The following is an 18,673-nucleotide window of genomic DNA, read 5'->3' on the forward strand; positions in this document are numbered from 1 at the left end:
GATCGACTTGAATGTCCCCAAAGCCCCCGGTGGGCAAACGACGCCTGGTGACGCGGCATTATGGGGGAGGCAAAATAGGGAGGTCACGTGAGATTCGAGGTCAGCAAGGTCCTCGACGCCATCGAGGCGCGGCTGAGCACCGATCCGGCGCTGGCTCGCGCGGTGGTCGACCTGTCCGAGATCGTGCGCTATGCCGACCTCGACGGCGGCCGGCCGGCCAGCTCCGTGCGTCTGGGCCTGGTCGTCGACGCCCTGTCGGCGTACCTCGCCGAGGAGAATGTGCCGGTTTACGTGGTCTCCCCGCGGGGCCTGCTGTCGGACACCGACCTCACCTCCAACGAGCGGATGGTCATCCGCCGCTGGGCCGACGACGGCAAGGTCGAGGTGGTGCCCGTGCTCGACGACCGGGTCCTCGAGGTGGCCGAGCTGCTGGGCGTGCCGGTGCTCACCCGTACGCGTGGTGATCAGTTCCGCTCCCGCCGCGCCTGGATCGACGAGCCCGGCCGTCTGCTCGCCGCGATCGCCGGCGAGGGTGGCAACCCGGTGCTGGTGTCCCGGGTGGGTCGCGGCGACCCCGCCAAGCAGTACGACCGCTCGCCGATGGGGGAGCGCATGCTCGCCCGGGTCTGGGCCTGCCCGGAGTCCAACTGCACGAGCTTCGGCCAGGGCGGCGACCCGGACAGCCCGTTCGCCGACATGCGCACGTTCACCAGCCCGGTCGCCCAGCCGCCGCCGTCCATCCGGTCCGGCGCGCCGACCTGCCCGCGGCACGGCGCCAAGCTGCGCGACGTCGGCCCGCGCCCGGCGGTCGAGGTGTTGTCGGTACGCGTGGACGGCGTCGTCCGGCAGCGCTTCGTCGTCTCGACCGAGGCGCCGGTCGTGATCGGCCGGGCCCCCGAGGGCGGCAAGGGCGTCATGCTCGGCCAGTGGCTCACCGAGGACGCCCGGAAGTGGATCAGCCGCGGCCACGTGCGGCTCTCGCTGCACCCGGACGGCACACTGACCGCGCAGGACGTCAGCACCAACGGCACCGGCATCCGCCCGGGCGGCTCGCTGGACGACGACGAGCGCATCACGCTCGGCCGCAACGAGACCCGCGTGCTCGCGGCCAACGACGTGGTCGAGCTCTACGCCGGCGTGAACGTGGGCCGCTCGAAGCTGTGGGCCACCGGCGGCGTCGTCCAACCCCAGTCGGTGATGGGCGAGGCGCCGACGATGGCCCTGCGCAAGTTCGAGCGGTAGCTACACCAGGATCGCGGCGAGCTGGGCCACCGCGTGGTCCAGCTCCTCGCCGGTGACCACCAGCGGGGGCGCGAGGCGGATGGTCGAGCCGTGCGTGTCCTTGGCCAGCACGCCGCGCGCCGCGAGCCGCTCGCAGGCCTGACGGCCGGTCATCAGCGCCGGGTCGATGTCGACGCCGGCCCACAGCCCGCGCCCGCGCACCGCCACCAGACCCTTGCCGACCAGCGCGTTCAGCCCCGCGTGCAGGCGCTCGCCGAGCTCGGCCGAGCGGCGCTGGAACTCGCCGGTGGCCAGCAGCCGCACGACCTCGACGCCGACGGCGCAGGCGAGCGGGTTGCCGCCGAAGGTCGACCCGTGCTCGCCGGGCTTGAGCACGCCGAGCACGTCCCGGTTCGCGGCGACCGCCGAGACCGGCACGATGCCGCCGCCCAGGGCCTTGCCCAGCACGTACATGTCGGGAACGACGTCCTCGTGCTCGATCGCGAAGGTCTTGCCGGTACGCCCGAGGCCGGACTGGATCTCGTCGGCCACGAAGAGCACGTTGTGGTCGTCGCAGAGCGCCCGCACGCCGGCGAAGTAGCCCTCGGCCGGCACCAGCACGCCCGCCTCGCCCTGGATCGGCTCCATCAGCACGGCGACCGTGTTCGGCGTGATCGCATCGGCCAGGGCGGCCAGGTCACCGTAGGGAACAATCACAAATCCCGGGGTGTACGGGCCGAAGTCGTCGCGCGCGTCGGGATCGGTGGAGAAGCTGACGATCGTCGTCGTACGCCCGTGGAAGTTGTCCGACGCCACGATGATCTCGGCCTGGTTGTCGGCCACGCCCTTGACCCGGTAACCCCAGGCCCGGGACACCTTGATCGCCGTCTCGACCGCCTCGGCGCCCGTGTTCATCGGCAGCACGAGCTCCTTGCCGCACAGGTCGGCCAGCTCGTGGCAGAACTCGGCGAACTGGTCGTGCACGAACGCCCGGCTGGTCAGCGTGACCCGGTCGAGCTGGGCGTGCGCGGCCGCGATCAGCCCCGGGTGCCGGTGGCCGAAGTTCAGCGCCGAGTAGCCGGCCAGGAAGTCCAGGTAACGGCGACCGTCGACGTCGGTGACCCAGGCGCCCTCGGCCTCGGCGATCACGACCGGCAGCGGGTGATAGTTGTGCGCCGTCCACCGCTCGGCGTCCTCGAGCGCCCCGGGCGTACGCATGTCCACGCTTGTCATCCCCGCACCTCCAACGTGCAGCACTTGGGTCCGCCGCCGGCCTTGCGCAGCTCGGAGACGTCGACCCCGACGGTCTGGTAACCGGCCGCGCTGAGCTCGGCGGCCAGGTGGGTGGCCTGTGTCGGCAGGACAACCGTACGGCCGTCGCTCACCGCGTTGAGGCCCAATACCGCGGCGTCCTCCTCGTTGGCGATGACCGCGTGCGGGTACAGCTGCCGCAGCACGGCCTGCGAGCCGGGGGAGAAGGCCGACGGAAGGTACGCGACGTTCGTGTCGTCGAGCACGCAGAGCGCCGTGTCCAGGTGGTAGTAGGCCGGGTCGACGAGCTGGAGCGTGATCACCGGGCGGCGCAGCACCTCCTGCGTCTCGGCGTGCGAGGCGTGCGCGGTGCGGAAGCCGGTGCCGGCGAGCAGGATGTCGCCGGCGAGCAGGATGTCGCCCTCGCCCTCGTTGGTGTGCTTGGGCTCGGTGACCGCGAAGCCGCGCTCGCGGAACCAGGCGGCGTAGGCCGGGGCCTCGTCAGCCCGCTCGGCGTCCCGGAACTGCACGGCCAGCACCCGGCCGTCGACCACGGTCGCGCCGTTGGCGGCGAACACCATGTCGGGCAGGCCGGGCAGCGGCTCGATCAGCTCGACGGTGTGGCCGAGGTCGAGATATGTCTGCCGGAGCGTCTCCCACTGCCGGATCGCGAGCGCGTTGTCGTAGGGCGCCGTGGGGTCCATCCACGGGTTGATCCGGTACGTGACCGCGAAGTGGGTGGGGCGGCACATGAGGTATCGGCGCATGACTGAAACGCTAGGGCCGGGTGATGTCACGGAACCATGGCTCAACCCTGCGTGCCGCTTTCGAATCTTGCGTGCTTCTTAAATTCAACGGCGATTTCTTGCGTACGCGAAGGGCGGCCCACTTGGGGCCGCCCAATCCCGCTTTCCCGCCGTCAGAAGCGGTTCACGGTGTGCGCGTCGAGCCACTCGCGGAGCGCCGGCACGTTGTTGGTGTCGGTGCCCAGCCAGGTGAGCGAGCCGGTCAGGGCCAGCACGCCGAGCACGATCGCGCCGAGCGCCAGCACCATGCCGATCAGCGCGTCGGTCTTGCCGGCCACGTGCCGCTTGCCGGTGGCGTGGATGCCGCTCAGCGAGAGGACCAGCGCCAGGCCGGCCACGCCGATGCCCCAGCCGAGCAGCGGCCCGGAGAGCACCAGCAGCACCGAGGCGGCGCCGAGGATCAGGCCCAGGGTGGCGAGCAGGCTGGCCCGCGGCTTCGGCCCGGTGACGACCGGCGTCCGCTCGGTCTCTTCCTTCGTCTCATCTTTCGGAAAAACCGGACGGGAGACCGTCGAGGGCGGGGGCGGCGGCGGGACGGTGCGGTCCGCGCGCGCCGGCGCCGGCGGCAGTTCCTCGGTGATCGGCTCGTCGTGACGGGCCCGGACGGCGTCGCGCTGCGCCTTGTCGGCCTCGCGCCGGGCAGTCTCGGCGTTGGCCGCGGCCTCGCGCCGGGCAGTCTCGGCATTGGTCGCCGAGGCGGCGCTCGCCGTAGCCGGGCGTTCCGCCTCCGGTGTGTCGGTCTCGGTCTGGCGGGAGAACGTCGGGATCCTCACGTCCAGCACCTCCTTGACGATTCGGGGGATGAATCGCCTATACCCCGAACGCCGTTCGCGCACACACCGTGGCTGACCGCCCGGCTCACGCGCCGTTCTAGGCCGGGAGCGACACCACGTCGGAGGCCTTGTTGATCACGTGGTCGACGAGGCCGTACTCCTGGGCCTGCTGCGCGGTGAACCAGCGGTCGCGGTCGGCGTCGCGCTCGATCTCCTCGGCGGTGTGGCCGGTGTGGAACGCGATCCGCTCGTTCATCACGGTCTTGACGTGCAGCATGCTCTCGGCCTGGATGGCGATGTCGGCCGCGGTGCCGCCGATGCCGCCGGAGAGCTGGTGCATCATCACCCGGGCGTGGGGCAGCGCGTACCGCTTGCCGGCGGTGCCGGCGCAGAGCAGGAACTGACCCATCGAGGCCGCCATGCCGAGGGCGATCGTGGCCACGTCGTTCTTGATGTACTGCATCGTGTCGTACACCGCCATGCCGGCGCTGATCGAGCCGCCCGGCGAGTTGATGTAGAGCGCGATGTCCCGGGTGCTGTCGTTCGAGGCCAGGAGCAGCATCTGCGCGCAGATCCGGTTGGTGACCTCGTCGTTGACCTCACTGCCGAGGAAGATGATGCGCTCCCGAAGGAGCCGCTCGAAGATCTGGTCATCGAAGGAAGCGCCGCCGCGCATCGTCAACTCGTCAACACTCATGACCCCAGCTTTCCGCAGATGAGCGCCGTCACCCAGCATTTTCCCTCTGGGCATAACCGCGGTTACCGTTGCTCCCCGTGCCAGAGGGACACACCATTCACCGCCTTGCCGGGCGGCATCGAGAGCTGTTCGCCGGGCGGACGCTCACGGTCTCCAGCCCGCAGGGACGCTTCGCGGCGGGGGCGGCGCTGATCGACGGGCGCCGGTTGCGCGACACCGAGGCGTACGGGAAACACCTGCTCCACCACTACGACGGCGACCTCAGCGTGCACGTCCACCTGGGACTCTACGGAAAGTTCAGCGACGGCGAGCCGCCCGTGCCGCCGCCGGTCGGCCAGGTGCGGATGCGGGTGATCGCCGACGCGCACTGGCTCGACCTGCGCGGGCCGACCGCGTGCGAGGTGCTCGACCCGGCGCAGGCCCAGCTGCTGCGCGACCGGCTGGGCGCCGACCCGCTGCGTGACGACGCCGCGCCGGACGTCGCCGGCGGCCGGGTGCGCGCGAGCAGCAAGCCGATCTTCGCCCTGCTGATGGATCAGTCGATCGTGGCCGGTTGCGGCCTGATCTACGCGAACGAGGTGCTGTTCCGGGCCGGCCTCGCGCCGACCACGCCGGGTCGCGCGACGACCCCGGACCAGTGGGACTCGCTCTGGACGGACCTGCGCGCGCTGATGAAGGAGGGCGTGGCCCGCGGCCGCATCGACACGGTGCACACGCGGCACACGCCCGAGGCCATGCGGCGGGCGCCGCGAGTCGACCGGCACGGGGGTGAGGTCTACGTCTACCGCCGGCCGGGCCAGCCGTGCCTGGTCTGCGGGACGGCGGTGGCCCGGGGGCCGTTGGCCGGCCGAAACCTGTACTGGTGCCCGGTCTGCCAGAAATAGCGCGGGCGACGGGGTTACTGGGCGTCCGCGGCGGCGTCGCCGTCGGTCGGGGGCGGCGCGGGCGCCGACGGGGTGACCGTGGCGTTCGGGTCGGGAGTGGCCGGCGTCGAAGCGGGGGTGGTCGGCGCGGTGGTCGGGGCCGTCGTCGCGGGCGTCGCCGGCCGGGCCGGGATGCCGAGCGTGAAGGTGTCCTTCAGCCAGGGCAGCAGCTTCTCGTACGCGGCGATCGTGTCGGGCTGGTTGAAGTCGTGCGAGAGGATGATCGACCCCGGTCGCACGTGCTTCTTGATCTCCGCGATCACGCGCTCGGTGTGTGCGGCGTCGGTCTCGCCGGTCTTGTGGTCCCAGTCGGCCGGGTCGACCTGCCAGTAGAGCGAGGTCATGTCGTCCGTCGCGGCCACGCCGACCAGGCGGTCGGTGAAGTTGCCGCCGGGCGCCCGGAAGAACGGGATCTTCGCGTCCGGCACGGCGGCCCGGATTGCGGCGTTCGTCCGCTCCAGGTCGGCCTTGATGTCCTCGGGCTTGTCCTTACCGATGGTGAGGCTGTGGTCCCACGTGTGGTTGCAGAGCGTGTGCCCGGCGGCCACGATGTCGCGCACGATCTCGGGGTGTTTCTGCACCTGCTGGCCGACCAGGCAGAACGTCGCCTTGACCTGGTACTTGGCCAGCAGCGCGAGGATCCGCGGGGTCTGCACCGCGTCGGGGCCGTCGTCGAAGGTGAGCGCCACCGCGGCCGAGCCCGTCGTGCGCAGCGAGTTGCCGGGGCCGGCGCCCGGGATGTGGCGCTCGGAGGGGGCGGTCGCCTCGAGGACGGGGACGTTGCCGCCGGTGGCGGGGGCCGGCGCGGTGGAGGCCGGCGCGGCGGGGGCGTCGTTGGCCTTCGAAGATTTCTGCGAGGCCTTCTTGCTGCCGCCGGACGGGTTCTTCTTGGTCTGGGTGGAGTGGACGCCGATGGCCCGCTGGGCGGCCGCGTTCACCGCGCCGACGCCGTCACGTGCGCGGGCGCCGGGCACCGCGATCAGCAGCAGGCCGAGCGCGACCAGCGAGGCGAGCAGCACCTGCTGGCGCTTCTTGCCCATCAGCAGCCAGGACTCGATCGGCAGCGTGCCGGGCGCGCGGTGGCTGCCGGTGAGCGGCGGCCGGGTGCCGGCCGGGGCGCGATGGGCGGCGTGGCGAGCGCGGGCGGCGCGCCGGGCAACGCTGCGAGGCGCCGCGGCAAAAGAGGCGGCGGAAGAGGCAGCGGAAGAAGCGGCGCGGGAAGCGGGGGCGGCGGGACGATGGTGCCGCGCCGACCGCGGTCCGGGCACCCAGGCGCCGTCCTCGAGCAGGGTGCTGACCCGGAATTCCGGGGCCGATCCGCGAGTGTCCGCGAGCGACTCGGAGCGGCGATGACGGCCGCCCGCCTCGGCGACGTCGCCGGACGCCGGGCTCGGGGATCGGAGGGAATGCGGCGACATGGTGCATCTCTACCGTGTCGCAAGATCTGGCGCGATACCAGATTGGTGAACTCATCCCTACGGTGTGTAGTAACGCCTGATGGCGATCCGTGACCGTGAATTCACAAAACGGCCTACATCGACGCGTGTACGGCGTCCGTCGCCTTCCGGGCCGCGATCAGCACCGGGTCCCACACCGGCGCGAACGGCGGGGCGTAGCTGAGGTCGAGCGCGGTCATCTCCTCGACCGTCATCCGGTTCCACACCGCGACGGCGAGCGCGTCGATCCGCTTGGCCGCCTCGGTCCGGCCGACGATCTGGGCGCCGAGCAGCGTGCCGGTGCGGCGCTCGGCGATCAGCTTGATGGTCATCGTGGACGCGCCCGGGTAGTAGCCGGCCCGGCTGGTCGACTCGACGGAGGCGGTCACGAACGCGTACCCGGCCTTGCGCGCTTCGTTCTCGGTGAGGCCGGTGCGCGCCACCTCGAGCTCGCACACCTTGGTCACCGCCGTGCCGATCACGCCGGGGAACGTGGCGTAGCCGCCGCCGATGTTGATGCCGGCCACCCGGCCCTGCTTGTTCGCGTGGGTGCCGAGCGGGACGTGCACCGGCTCGCCGGTCAGCAGGTGATGGGTCTCCACGCAGTCGCCCGCGGCCCACACGCCCTCGACGTCGACCACGCGCATCCGCCGGTCGGTCTTGACGCCCCCGGTGCGCCCGACCGGGAGTCCCGACTTTTCCGCGAGCGCGCTGTTCGGGCGTACGCCCAGGCCCAGCACCACGATGTCGGCCGGTAGCGTGCCGACCGGGGTGACCACCGCCCGCACCCGCCCGTCGCTCGTCTCGATGCCCTCGACGTGGGCGTTGGTGACCACCTCGATGCCCTGCTCGCCGATCGCCTTGCGGACCAGCGCCCCCATGTCGGGGTCGACCGTCTTGCCCATCGGCTCCGGCGACTTCTCCAGCAGCGTCACCTCGAGGCCGCGAATCTTCATCGCCTCGGCCATCTCGACGCCGATGTAGCCGCCGCCGATCACCACGGCCCGCCGCGGCGCCGGGTGGCCGGCCAGCCAGTCGTGGATCGCCGCGCCGTCGTCGAGCGTCTGCACGCCGAAGATGCCGGCGGCCGGAAGCTGGGCCCACTCCGGCGTCACCGGGGACGCTCCGGCCGCGTACACCAGATGGTCGAAGCTCTCCCGCACCTCGCCGCCGCCGGCGAGATCGTGCGCGACCACCTCGCGCCGGTCGAGGTCGATGCCCACCACCTCGTGCCGCAGGCGCACGTCGATGCCGGACTTGCGGTGCTCCTCGGGCGAGCGCGCGACGAGCGCCTCGCGCTCGGCGACCGCGCCACCGATCCAGTACGGGATGCCGCACGCCGAGTAGGAAGTGAAATGTCCGCGCTCGAACGCCACGATCTCGAGCTTGTCCGGGCCGAGTCGCTTGCGGGCCTGTGACGCAGCCGACATGCCCGCCGCGTCCCCGCCGATGACCACCAGCTTCATCCGGCGCACCCCCGCCTCTCGCTGCCGCGGTTCAGCCTACCCACGGGCCGTTGTTCCGTGCTCGGGTTGCCATTGTTTCCCTATCGTTCCGCTATCACGCGGCGATTGTCCGTTTCGGACACTATCCGCGAGCCATCGGTAGCTGTAAATTACCGGCGGCGGAAGCGGCACTACGAACGTCGATGTGTCGCCGACTTCTTCACGGGGGTGGAAGATGCTGCGTGGCCCGCTCCGGCCTGCACACCGTAAGGATCGAAAGCGCACACTGTTCCTTGCTGTAGGGCTGTCCTTCCTGCTCACGGCCTGTTCGGCGCAGGAGGGCACGACCGCCGTCCAGCTGAACCCGCGGAAGCTCACGCTCGTGGCGCACGTGGCGAACAAGCCCGCGCCGGTGCAGCGGTGGGGCGACGCGTCGGGCCTGAACCCGGTGGTCGACGGGCCGAAGGACACGTTCAAGCCGCCCTCCGAGAAGTCGAAGTACCCGCCGGTCAAGCCGCCCGAGCCGCCGGCCAACGTCGCGCGCAACGTCGCGGCGCCGGCGGCCAAGGCGCGCGGGTTCCGCACCGACGGCAGCAGCAAGGAGCTCACCGCGCGGCGCGGGGCGCACGAGCGGACGTACGCGAACGCCGACGGCACCGAGACCACCGAGTTCTCGGCCACCCCGCTCAACTACCGCAAGGCCGACGGCAGCTGGGCCCCGATCGACTCGACCCTCACCCGCGACCCGGCCGGCGGCTGGCGGCGCGGCGCCGACTCGGTCGGCCTGTGGCTCGCCGACCGGGCCGACGCGTCCGAGCTCGTGCGGGTCACGCTGGCCGGCGGCGGCGTGCTGGCCTACGGGGCCGAGGGCGCCCGGCCGGTGACCGCGACGGTCAAGGGCGACACCGCCCGCTACGCCGGCGTGTGGCCCGGCGTCGACGTCGAGCTGACCGCGCAGCCGGGCGGCGTCAAGGAGACACTGGTCCTCGCGAACGCGCAGGCCGCGAGCGCGTACACGTTCCCGCTGAAGCTCACCGGCCTGACCGCCGCCGCCGACGGCAGCCAGGTGCTGCTGCGCGACGCGGCCGGCGCCACGGTGGCCACCATCCCGGCCGGCCACCTGGTCGACGCCAAGGGCGCGGTCTCCACCGGCGTGCGCTACGAGTTGGCGAACAAGAACACCCTGCGCGTCGAAGCCGACCCCAAGTGGCTGGCCGACCCGGGCCGCGCGTTCCCGGTGCGGCTCGACCCGCCGGTGCTGGCCACCGGCGCCGCCTCGGAGAGCCTGGTGGTCAGCGAGACCGGCACCCGCGGCGGTGGCGACACGCTGACCGTCGGCAGCCGGGACGGCAACAGCTCGGCCTCGTACCTGAAGTTCGGCGGCCTGGTGTCGTCGCTCGCGCACGAGTCGATCTACAGTGCCCAGCTCTCGGTGGTGTCCTACGAGGCGCCCTCGTGCAAGCCGCGCGCGCTCACCGTCAACCCGGTGACCGAGTCGTGGAGCTCGAGCACCACCACCAAGTACCCGGGCCCGTCGGTCGGCGCGGCGCTGGCCACGCAGTCGTTCGCGCAGGGCTACGTCGCCTTCGGCCAGGCGGCCTCGGCCTGCCCGGTCACCGGCACCGTGTTCGACCTCGGCAGCAAGGGCCGCGACCTGGTGCAGGGCTGGGTGGACGGCAAGGCCAACAACGGCATCTCGCTGCGCGCGCCGGTCTCCGACAACAGCGCCTGGAAGACCATCGCGGGCCCGAGCAGCGCCAACCCGCCGAAGCTGTACGTCACGCACAGCCCGTACAACGCGAAGTACTCGATCCCGAACCCCACGCCCCAGCCGCCGGTGCTCCAGAACCAGGGCGGCAAGGTCAAGGTCACGGTCACCAACAAGAGCGCGATGGACTGGACCCCGGCCGGCTTCCAGCTGGTCTACCGGGTCTACAACGCGAAGACCGGCGCCCGGGTCGGCCAGTACGTGGCGGCGCCGCTGCCCGGCAACGTGGCCCGCGGGGCGACCACGACGATCGAGGCGACGATCCGGGCCCTGCCGATCGGCGACTACCTCATCGACTTCAGCATGGCGACCACGAGCGGCAAGGTCTTCACCGACGAGCTCGTCCCGCCCGCCCGGATCGCCCTGAGCGTGCAGAACATCCCGCCCGTGGTCGGCGAGCTGTTCCCGCCCAACGGCTACCAGTCGCCGACCCTGCGGCCGCAGCTCTGGGCCCAGGCCGTCGACATCGACGCGCCGCCGAAGCAGACCCTGCAGTACAAGTTCGAGTACTGCTCGGTCAGCACCACCGGCACGCCGACCGGCTGCACGCAGTCGGCGTACCAGGCCAAGCAGTCGTTCATCGTGCCCGCCTCGGTGTTCAAGTGGAGCACGCCGTACGTCTGGCGGGCCTACGTCAAGGACAACACCACCGAGGTGATCAGCGGCTACTCGACGCTGGTGACGGCCGCGCCGCAGCCGGAGATCACCTCGCGGGTGGCAAACGCGCCCTACGGCCAGAGCGACCGCGAGTTCGACCCGGACATCGGCAACTACAGCACCGCGGCCGTCGACGCCACCGCCGCCACCGCCGGTCCGGCGCTGAGCATCACCCGCAGCTACAACAGCCTCGACCCGCGCCGCGACCTGACCTTCGGCGCCGGCTGGATGTCGCAGCTCGACCTCAAGGCCGCGGCCGACGCCGACGGCTCGGGCAACGTGCTGGTCACCTACGCCGACGGGCAGCAGGTGCGGTTCGGCCGCAACCCGGACGGCACGTTCGCCGCGCCGCCCGGCCGCACCGCCCAACTGTCCATCGTGAACAGCGCGTACGTGCTCAAGGACCTCAAGGGCACCACGTACACGTTCCGCTCGGGCGACGGCAAGATCTCGACGATCGCCGACAAGTACAGCCGCGTGCTGGAGTTCGTCTACGACTCCACCGGCCACCTGCTGCGGATGCAGGCGCGCAACAACACCACCGCCACGCCGACCCGCAAGCTCGCGGTCACCTGGAACACCGCCGGCACCCACGTGACCGGCGTGACCACCGACCTCAACACCACCTGGTCGTACGAGTACACCGGCGACCTGCTCACGAAGGTGTGCGCGCCGGGCGGGACGATCTGCACCACCTACACGTACGCGGCCGGCTCGCACTACCGCAGCAGCGTGCTCGACAGCGGCCCGGACTCGTACTGGCGGCTCGGCGAGAAGGCCGGCGCCGACGCCGCGGCCAGCGAGATGCTCAACAACCTCGGCAAGGACGCCGGGGTCATCAAGAACGTGACCCTCGAGCAGGCCGGCGCGCTGCCCGGCACCGACGACACGGCCGCGCTGTTCAACGGCGCCACCTCGGTCGCCGAGCTGCCCAAGGGCGTGGTCAAGCGCAGCCACGACACCGCCGTCGAGCTGTGGGTCAAGGTCACGCCGAGCCAGACCGGCGGCCCGCTGATCGGCTACCAGGACACCGCCGTCGACACCACGCCCACCCTCGGCGTGCCGGTGCTCTACGTCGGCTCGGACGGTCACATCTACGGCCAGTTCAAGACCACGGCGAGCGCGCCCGCCCCGATCGACGGCATCGTCGACGTGCGCAACGGCGCCTGGCACCACGTGGTGCTGTCGGCCTCGGCCGACACCCAGACGCTCTACGTCGACGGGGTGAGCCGCGGCACCAAGCTCGCCAGCGCCGGCACCCTCGACCCCGGCGCGCTGACCTACAACCAGGTCGGCGCCGGCTGGGCGACCACGCCGACGGCCTGGAAGAACTGGGGCTCGACGTCGGCCAAGCGCTTCTTCAACGGCAGCCTCGACGAGGTCGCGATCTACGGCCACCCGCTGAGCGACCAGCAGGTCAAGTCCCATTGGCAGTACGGGACCGCGCAGGCCGACCAGCTCAGCAAGACCACCCTGCCGAGCGGCAAGACGTCGTCCGAGGCGACCTACGACACCGCGGCCGACCGGGTCGCCGAGTACACCGACGGCAACGGTGGCGCCTGGAAGATCGGCAAGCCGACCGTCTACGGCAACGACACCGACCTGCGCCGCGCGGTCGAGGTGCGCGACCCGGCCGACCGCCAGTACCTCTACGAGTACGACGCGCTCGCCGGCCGCCTGCTGCGCAGCGCCTCGCCGCTGGGCATCGACACCCGGCCCGAGGACAAGCCGCTGCCGGCCACCCCGTCGCCGACCCCGACGCCCACGCCCACGTGCGTGACGCCGGACCCGAGCTACCCGACGTTCTGCACCACGATCCCCGGCGACTCGCCCGGCCCGATCTTCACCGAGAACGAGCTGACCGGCTCCGTGATCCGGTCCTTCGGCTACGACGAGAAGGGCCGGCAGAACCAGGTCGTCGACGAGAACGGCAACGTCCTCACGATGACGTTCGACGACCGGGGCAACGTCACCTCGCGCAAGACCTGCCGCAAGGCGAACGACTGCCAGACGTCCTACACCGGCTACACGACGCCGAACGCGAGCAACCCGTTCGACCCGAAGAACGACCTCCCGGTCGAGACCCGGGATCCGCGGTCGAGCAGCGCGACCGACAACGCGTACCGGACGGTCACCGCCTACAACAACGCTGGCGACGTCTACACCGAGACGCGGCCCGACGGCGCGATCACGACGAACCTCTACACCGGTGGCAACGAGATCGCGTACGGCAGCACCACCGACACCGTCCCGGCCGGCCTGACCTCCACCACCACCGACGTCGCCAACAAGGTGGCGCGGTTCCGGTACACCGCGGCCGGCGACCTGGCCCTGGTCACCTCGCCGACCGGGCTGGTGACCGAGTACACGTACGACAAGCTGGGCCGCAAGATCACGGAGAAGGCGACCTCGGACAGCTTCCCGTCCGGCGTGGTCACCACGTTCACCTACGACGACTTCGGCCACAACCTGACGACGACCGGGCCGGTGACCGTGAACGCGGTCGACGGCAGCCGGCATCAGGCGGTCACCACCAACACGTACGACGTGGACGGCAACGTCGTGCGCACGTCGGTGAAGGACGCGCTCGACGCGACCGAGCCGGAGCGGGTCACCACGATCGAGTACGACGAGCACAACCACCCGACCCGCACGGTCAACCCCGAGGGCGACGAGCAGACCGAGGGCTGGGACAAGTTCGGCAACCGCACCTCGGTCGTCGACGGCAACGGCAACCACTACGAATACGCGTTCACCGCCCGCAACAAGCTCGCCGAGGTCCGCCTGTACGACTGGGACGACGACGGCACGAAGACCAGCAACGGCGACTTCGTGGTGGTCAACTCCTACGCGTACGACTACGGCGGCCGGATGGCCGTGCAGATCGACTCGATGGGCCGGCGCACCGAGTACACGTACCTGGGCGACGACAAGCTCGCCAAGGTGGTGCTCAAGAACTTCCACAACCCGGACGGCAGCACCCGCGACTACGTGCTCGAGGACAACACGTACGACGCCGCCGGCAACCTCACCAAGTCGGTCATCGACAACGGCACGCACACCACCACGAACAGCTTCGACAAGATCGGCCGGACGGCGACGACCGCGTTCGACCCGACCGGCCTGAACCGGGCGACGGCCTACCAGTACGACGTGCTCGGCAACGTCACCCGCACCACCACGACCGGCAACACGTCGAACGTCCCGTGGCTGGTCGAGTCCGGCGCCACCAACGTGGTCTCCAACGTCTACAACGACAAGGGCCAGCTCGAGCAGGAGAAGGAGCTGGACGGCACGGCGAGCCGGACCACCGCGTACACGTATGACCAGCGCGGCCTGACGCTCACCGTGACCGACCCGCGTGGCGGCACCACCACGTTCAAGTACGACGAGAACGGCGACCGGGTCTCCTCGATCGCCCCGTCGGTGAACGTGGAGAGCGGCGGGAACCCGGCCCAGGCGGCGAACCCGACGGTCACGACCGGTTACAACGCCTTCGGCGAGGCGGTCGCGGTCAAGGACGCGCTGGGCAACGTCGCGCACTCGAAGTACGACCGGATGGGCCGCGTCGTCGAGTCCGACGGTCCCGTCTACACGTCGCCCACCGGCCCGGCCGTCTCCGCGTCGCCGGTCATCAAGACCGACTACGACGCGCTCGGCAACATCGTGTCCACCACGGACGCCAAGAACCACGTCACGAACTACACCTACGACCGGCTCAACCGGGTGCTGCGCAAGGACGAGCCGGGCGGCACCGACGCCGAGCGGCTGACCACCGCCTACACGTACACCCGCACCGGGAAGTTGCTCTCCACCGTCAGCCCCACCGGGATCCGGGCCGAGGCCACCTACGACGACCTCGACCGGGCGGTCACCACCACCACCTTCGAGCGCAAGCCGGTGGCCCGGACGCTGACCACCACCACGACGTTCGACGACGCCGGTAACGCCATCCAGGTCACCTCGCCGTCGGGGCTGGTCAGCAAGGCCACCTACGACGCGGCCGCCGAGCAGCTCAGCGTCACCGACCCGACCGGCGTCACCACCCAGCAGGGCTACGACGGCTTCGGCAACGCGGTCCGCCAGAGCGACGGCGCCGGTCGCACCACGCGGCACGACTTCAACCGCTACGGCGACCAGGCCGCCGAGATCAACCTCGCGCCGGACGGCACCGAGCTGCGCCGCGAGACCTACGACCACGACGACAACGGCAATGTCACGGCGGTCACCGACGCGCTGAAGAAGACCACGAGGTTCGAGTACGACGCGCTCGATCAGCTGGTCAAGCAGGTCGAGCCGACCTCGGCCACCACGTCGATCACCAGCTCGTTCGGCTACGACGCGGCCGGCCACCGGACCCGCTACACCGACGGCAACGGCAACGCCTCGTACTACGGGGTGAACAGCCTCGGCCTCACCGAGAGCGTGACCGAGCCGGCGACCACCGCGCAGCCCGCCCTGACCGACCGGCGCTGGCTGGTCGCGTACGACCTGAACGGCAACGCCACCGCGATGCTCGCGCCCGGCGGGGTCGCCCGCAGCCGCACCTTCGACGCCGCCGACCGGCTCATCGCGGAATCGGGCAGCGGCGGCGGGACCACGGCCGCCTCCCGCGGGATCACCTACGACGCCGAGGGCCGGACCACCGTCGTCACGGCCGGCGGGACCTCGGCCAACACGTTCGGCTACGACGACCGCGGCCACCTGGTGTCGGCCGCCGGCCCGTCCGGGAACAGCACCTTCGGCTACGACGACGAAGGCCAGCTGACCAGCCGGAACGACGCGGCCGGCGCGGCGACGTTCGGCTACACCAAGGGCCGGCTCACCACGATGGCCGACGGCGCGTCCGCGGTCACCCAGACGCTCGGCTACGACGCGTCCGGCGTGGTGAAGAGCATCGACTACGGCGCCGGGCGCGTTCGCGGCTACGGCTACGACAACCTCGGCCGGCTCACCACCGACACGCTCAAGAACAGCGCCGGCGGTACGGTCTCCTCGATCACCTACAAGTACGACCTCGGCGATCGGGTGATCGGCAAGGACACCGCGGGCACGGCCGGGGCCGGCAGCAACACGTACGGGTACGACGACTCGGGCCGCCTCACGTCCTGGACGTCGGGCTCGGGGACGATCGGGTACGCGTACGACGACGCCGGCAACCGCACCAAGGACGGCGCCAAGACGGCGACCTACGACCAGCGCAACCGGCTGCTGAGCGACGGGGACTTCACCTACGCCTACACGCCGCGCGGCACGATGGCGTCCCGTACCAGCTCCGGCCTCGTCGACACGTACTCGTTCGACGCGTTCGACCGCATGGTCGGCGCCGAGGGCCAGACCTACGTCTACGACGGCCTGAACCGGGTGATCAACCGGAACGGCGCGCTGTTCGCCTACTCCGGCATCCAGCAGGACCCGGTCTCCGACGGCACCGAGAAGTACGGCCGATCGCCGGACGGCTCGCTGCTCGCGGTCTCGTCGACCGGCGGCGGCGTGAAGCTGACCATCTCCGACGAGCACGACGACGTGGTCGGGTCGTTCGACTCGGGCAGCTCGCTCGCCTCGCTGGACAACTCGGCGGCGTACGACCCGTTCGGCAAGAAGACGGCCACCGTCGGCAGCCAGGCGAACGTCGGCTTCCAGGGCGACTGGACCGACCCCGACACCGGCCAGATCGACATGGGCGCCCGCTGGTACGAGCCGGACACCGGGGCGTTCCTCTCCCGGGACACGGTCACCTACACGACCGGCGACTCGGTGCTGGCGAACAAGTACGCGTACGCGGCCGACGACCCGCTGGGCAACAACGACCCGACCGGCAACTGGCCGTCCTGCGGCTGGTGCCACAAGGCGCTGAACAAGGTGGCCTCGGTCAGCAGCACGGTGTGGTCCGGCGTGCAGACCGTCTACCACGCGACGACCAGCGCCCTCTCGTACGCCGGCAACTGGCTCTACGAGCAGGGCAAGTCCGCGCTGTCCACGCTGAAGCGGGGCTGGGACTACGCGTACAACGCCACCAAGAACTTCATCAGCAACGTCGGCGCCAGCATCAAGAACACCTGGAACAACACGATCAAGCCGAGCCTGCAACGGGCCAAGGACGCCCTCAAGGCCAAGGCCGTGGCCGCCTACCAACGCGGTAAAGCGGTCATGCAGCAGGCCCGGGCGGCGGTCAGCTACGCCGCACAGCACGTGTCGCTCAAGAGCGTCGGCGCGATGGTGAAGTCGCAGCTCAAGAGCCTCAAGGTGGTCATCTCGACGAGCATCGCGCCGAAGCTGGTGGCGAGCTTCAGCAACGTGACGCAGGACCTCGGCATCAACTCGTTGCTGAGCGGCGCGGCCGCGGCCGGCAACATGCTCATGTCCGGCTTGTCGAAGGCCGGCGACTGGGTCGCCGACCACAAGGCCGAGATCATCGGCGGCCTGGCCGGCGCCGTGGTCGGCGTCGGCTGCGGCGCCCTGATCGGCTGGACCGGTGTGGGCGCGATCGGCTGTGGCTTCCTCTCCGGCGCGGCCGGCTCCCTGGTCACCGACCTGGTGGCGGGCGGCAAGGGCTGGAAGGAGATGGCCGCCGACGCCCTGATCGGCGGTGTCACCGGCGCGGTGATGGGCCCGCTGAGCTCGGTCGGCGGCGGCGCGGTGAGCAGCGGCGCCCGCGTCGCGGTCACCGGCGCGGCCAAGGAGGGCCTGGAGATGGGCGCCTCGTCGGCCGCGCGCACGGCGGCGACCCGCGAGGCCGGCGCGGCGGGCGAGGCGCTGGCCGCCCGCTCGGCCGGATCGGCCGGCCGCGAGGCGGTCGAATCGACCGGCGCCAGCAGCAAGGGCCTCGGCTCCAAGCTGGAGGAGGCCGCCGAGAAGTGCAACAGCTTCGCCACCGGCACCCTGGTGCTGATGGCCGACGGCTCGACCAAGCGCATCGAGGACGTGAAGGTCGGCGACAAGGTCCGCGCCACCGACCCCACGACCGGGCGCACCGAGACGCGGGCCGTCACCGCGCTGATCATCGGCGTCGGTGAGAAGCAGATGGTCGAGCTGACCGTCGACGCCGGCGGCGGCAAGACGGCGTCGATCAACGCGACCGAGGGCCACCCGTTCTGGGCGCCCGACCTGAACCGCTGGGTGGACGCCGGCGACCTGAAGCCGGGCGACCTGCTCCAGACCGGCGCCGGCACCTACGTGCAGGTCACCGCGACCAGGCACTGGACGGCGACGCAGAAGGAGGTCCGCAACCTCAGCGTCGATGGCCTGCACACGTACTTCGTGCTGGCCGGGGCCACCACCCTCCTCGTCCACAACGACATTGCTCAACGCAAGTGCGACATCCCGCGGCTCAAGACGCGGGCGCAGGAGACGAACGAGTCGCTCAAGGACCCGATCGCCCAGCGCAACCGGGACACCGTGGCGCTGAGCACCGAGAACGGGCCGGACGTGCTCGCCTCGGGCGTGCGGGACATCAGCCCCCGGCAGCGGGCGACGCTCGGGCTGAGCGACGTCGAAGCGCGGTTGGGCGGGCAGCACGGCGAGGTGACCGCCGTCGAGGTGGCGAAGGAGCTCGGCCTGCAACCGCGGGCATTGGCCAGCCACCCGCACGACATTTGCCCGGCGTGTAAGCAGTACCTGGAGGAAGAAGGCTTCCAGATACTTGGTGACGGCAAGACCGCGGTGATGCGGGACTTCGAAGGTCACTGACGACGTG

The 18,673-nt window shown here is 71.0% G+C and carries 9 protein-coding genes; 3 read left to right on the forward strand and 6 right to left on the reverse strand.

Features of this window, described 5'->3' with window-relative positions; all coding sequences use genetic code 11:
• Positions 1–87 precede the first annotated feature (87 nt).
• Positions 88–1,242 (forward strand): FHA domain-containing protein, encoded by a 1,155-nt coding sequence (locus ACZ6TB_RS33665; protein WP_465561381.1) that lies wholly within the window; start codon positions 88–90, stop codon positions 1,240–1,242.
• Here ACZ6TB_RS33665 and rocD read toward each other — a convergent pair whose 3' ends face one another.
• The 4 genes from rocD to ACZ6TB_RS33685 all read right to left on the reverse strand — a co-directional run bounded on the left by rocD (position 1,243) and on the right by ACZ6TB_RS33685 (position 4,748).
• Positions 1,243–2,454: an ornithine--oxo-acid transaminase gene (rocD, locus tag ACZ6TB_RS33670; RefSeq protein ID WP_465561384.1), complete on the reverse strand. Its 1,212-nt coding sequence runs from the start codon at positions 2,452–2,454 to the stop codon at positions 1,243–1,245.
• The gene (gene ddaH / locus ACZ6TB_RS33675) at positions 2,451–3,239 is read right to left on the reverse strand and encodes a dimethylargininase (RefSeq protein WP_465561385.1); all 789 of its coding nucleotides are present in this window, start codon (positions 3,237–3,239) and stop codon (positions 2,451–2,453) included. Before ddaH ends, rocD begins: the two co-directional genes overlap by 4 nt.
• Positions 3,240–3,391: 152 nt before the next feature.
• Positions 3,392–4,051, reverse strand: a complete 660-nt coding sequence (locus ACZ6TB_RS33680; RefSeq protein WP_465561388.1) for a hypothetical protein — start codon at positions 4,049–4,051, stop codon at positions 3,392–3,394.
• Between the two features lie 97 nt (positions 4,052–4,148).
• Positions 4,149–4,748, reverse strand: coding sequence for an ATP-dependent Clp protease proteolytic subunit (locus ACZ6TB_RS33685; protein ID WP_465561391.1), 600 nt, complete (start codon positions 4,746–4,748; stop codon positions 4,149–4,151).
• A gap of 77 nt (positions 4,749–4,825) precedes the next feature.
• Here ACZ6TB_RS33685 and ACZ6TB_RS33690 point away from each other — a divergent pair, with 77 nt between their 5' ends.
• Positions 4,826–5,632 (forward strand): Fpg/Nei family DNA glycosylase, encoded by an 807-nt coding sequence (locus tag ACZ6TB_RS33690; RefSeq protein WP_465561393.1) that lies wholly within the window; start codon positions 4,826–4,828, stop codon positions 5,630–5,632.
• A 14-nt stretch (positions 5,633–5,646) separates the two neighbouring features.
• On the opposite strand, the gene ACZ6TB_RS33695 is transcribed toward ACZ6TB_RS33690, so the two are convergent.
• A complete protein-coding gene (locus ACZ6TB_RS33695; RefSeq protein ID WP_465561396.1) occupies positions 5,647–7,089 on the reverse strand; it encodes a polysaccharide deacetylase family protein in 1,443 nt (480 codons plus the stop codon).
• Positions 7,090–7,202: 113 nt separating this feature from the next.
• The gene (locus ACZ6TB_RS33700) at positions 7,203–8,573 is read right to left on the reverse strand and encodes an FAD-dependent oxidoreductase (protein WP_465561399.1); all 1,371 of its coding nucleotides are present in this window, start codon (positions 8,571–8,573) and stop codon (positions 7,203–7,205) included.
• Between the two features lie 361 nt (positions 8,574–8,934).
• On the opposite strand from ACZ6TB_RS33700, the gene ACZ6TB_RS33705 reads away from it, so the two are divergent.
• The gene (locus tag ACZ6TB_RS33705) at positions 8,935–18,666 is read left to right on the forward strand and encodes an RHS repeat-associated core domain-containing protein (RefSeq protein ID WP_465561402.1); all 9,732 of its coding nucleotides are present in this window, start codon (positions 8,935–8,937) and stop codon (positions 18,664–18,666) included.
• Positions 18,667–18,673: the final 7 nt, after the last annotated feature.

The sequence above is a fragment of the Actinoplanes sp. NPDC051537 genome (assembly GCF_055586105.1).

Coding starts and splice junctions, on each gene's coding strand:
- rocD (WP_465561384.1), bottom strand. CDS start 2,454: ATGACAAGCGTGGACATGCGTACGCCCGGGGCGCTCGAGGACGCCGAG.
- ddaH (WP_465561385.1), bottom strand. CDS start 3,239: ATGCGCCGATACCTCATGTGCCGCCCCACCCACTTCGCGGTCACGTAC.
- ACZ6TB_RS33685 (WP_465561391.1), bottom strand. CDS start 4,748: ATGAGTGTTGACGAGTTGACGATGCGCGGCGGCGCTTCCTTCGATGAC.
- ACZ6TB_RS33695 (WP_465561396.1), bottom strand. CDS start 7,089: ATGTCGCCGCATTCCCTCCGATCCCCGAGCCCGGCGTCCGGCGACGTC.
- ACZ6TB_RS33700 (WP_465561399.1), bottom strand. CDS start 8,573: ATGAAGCTGGTGGTCATCGGCGGGGACGCGGCGGGCATGTCGGCTGCG.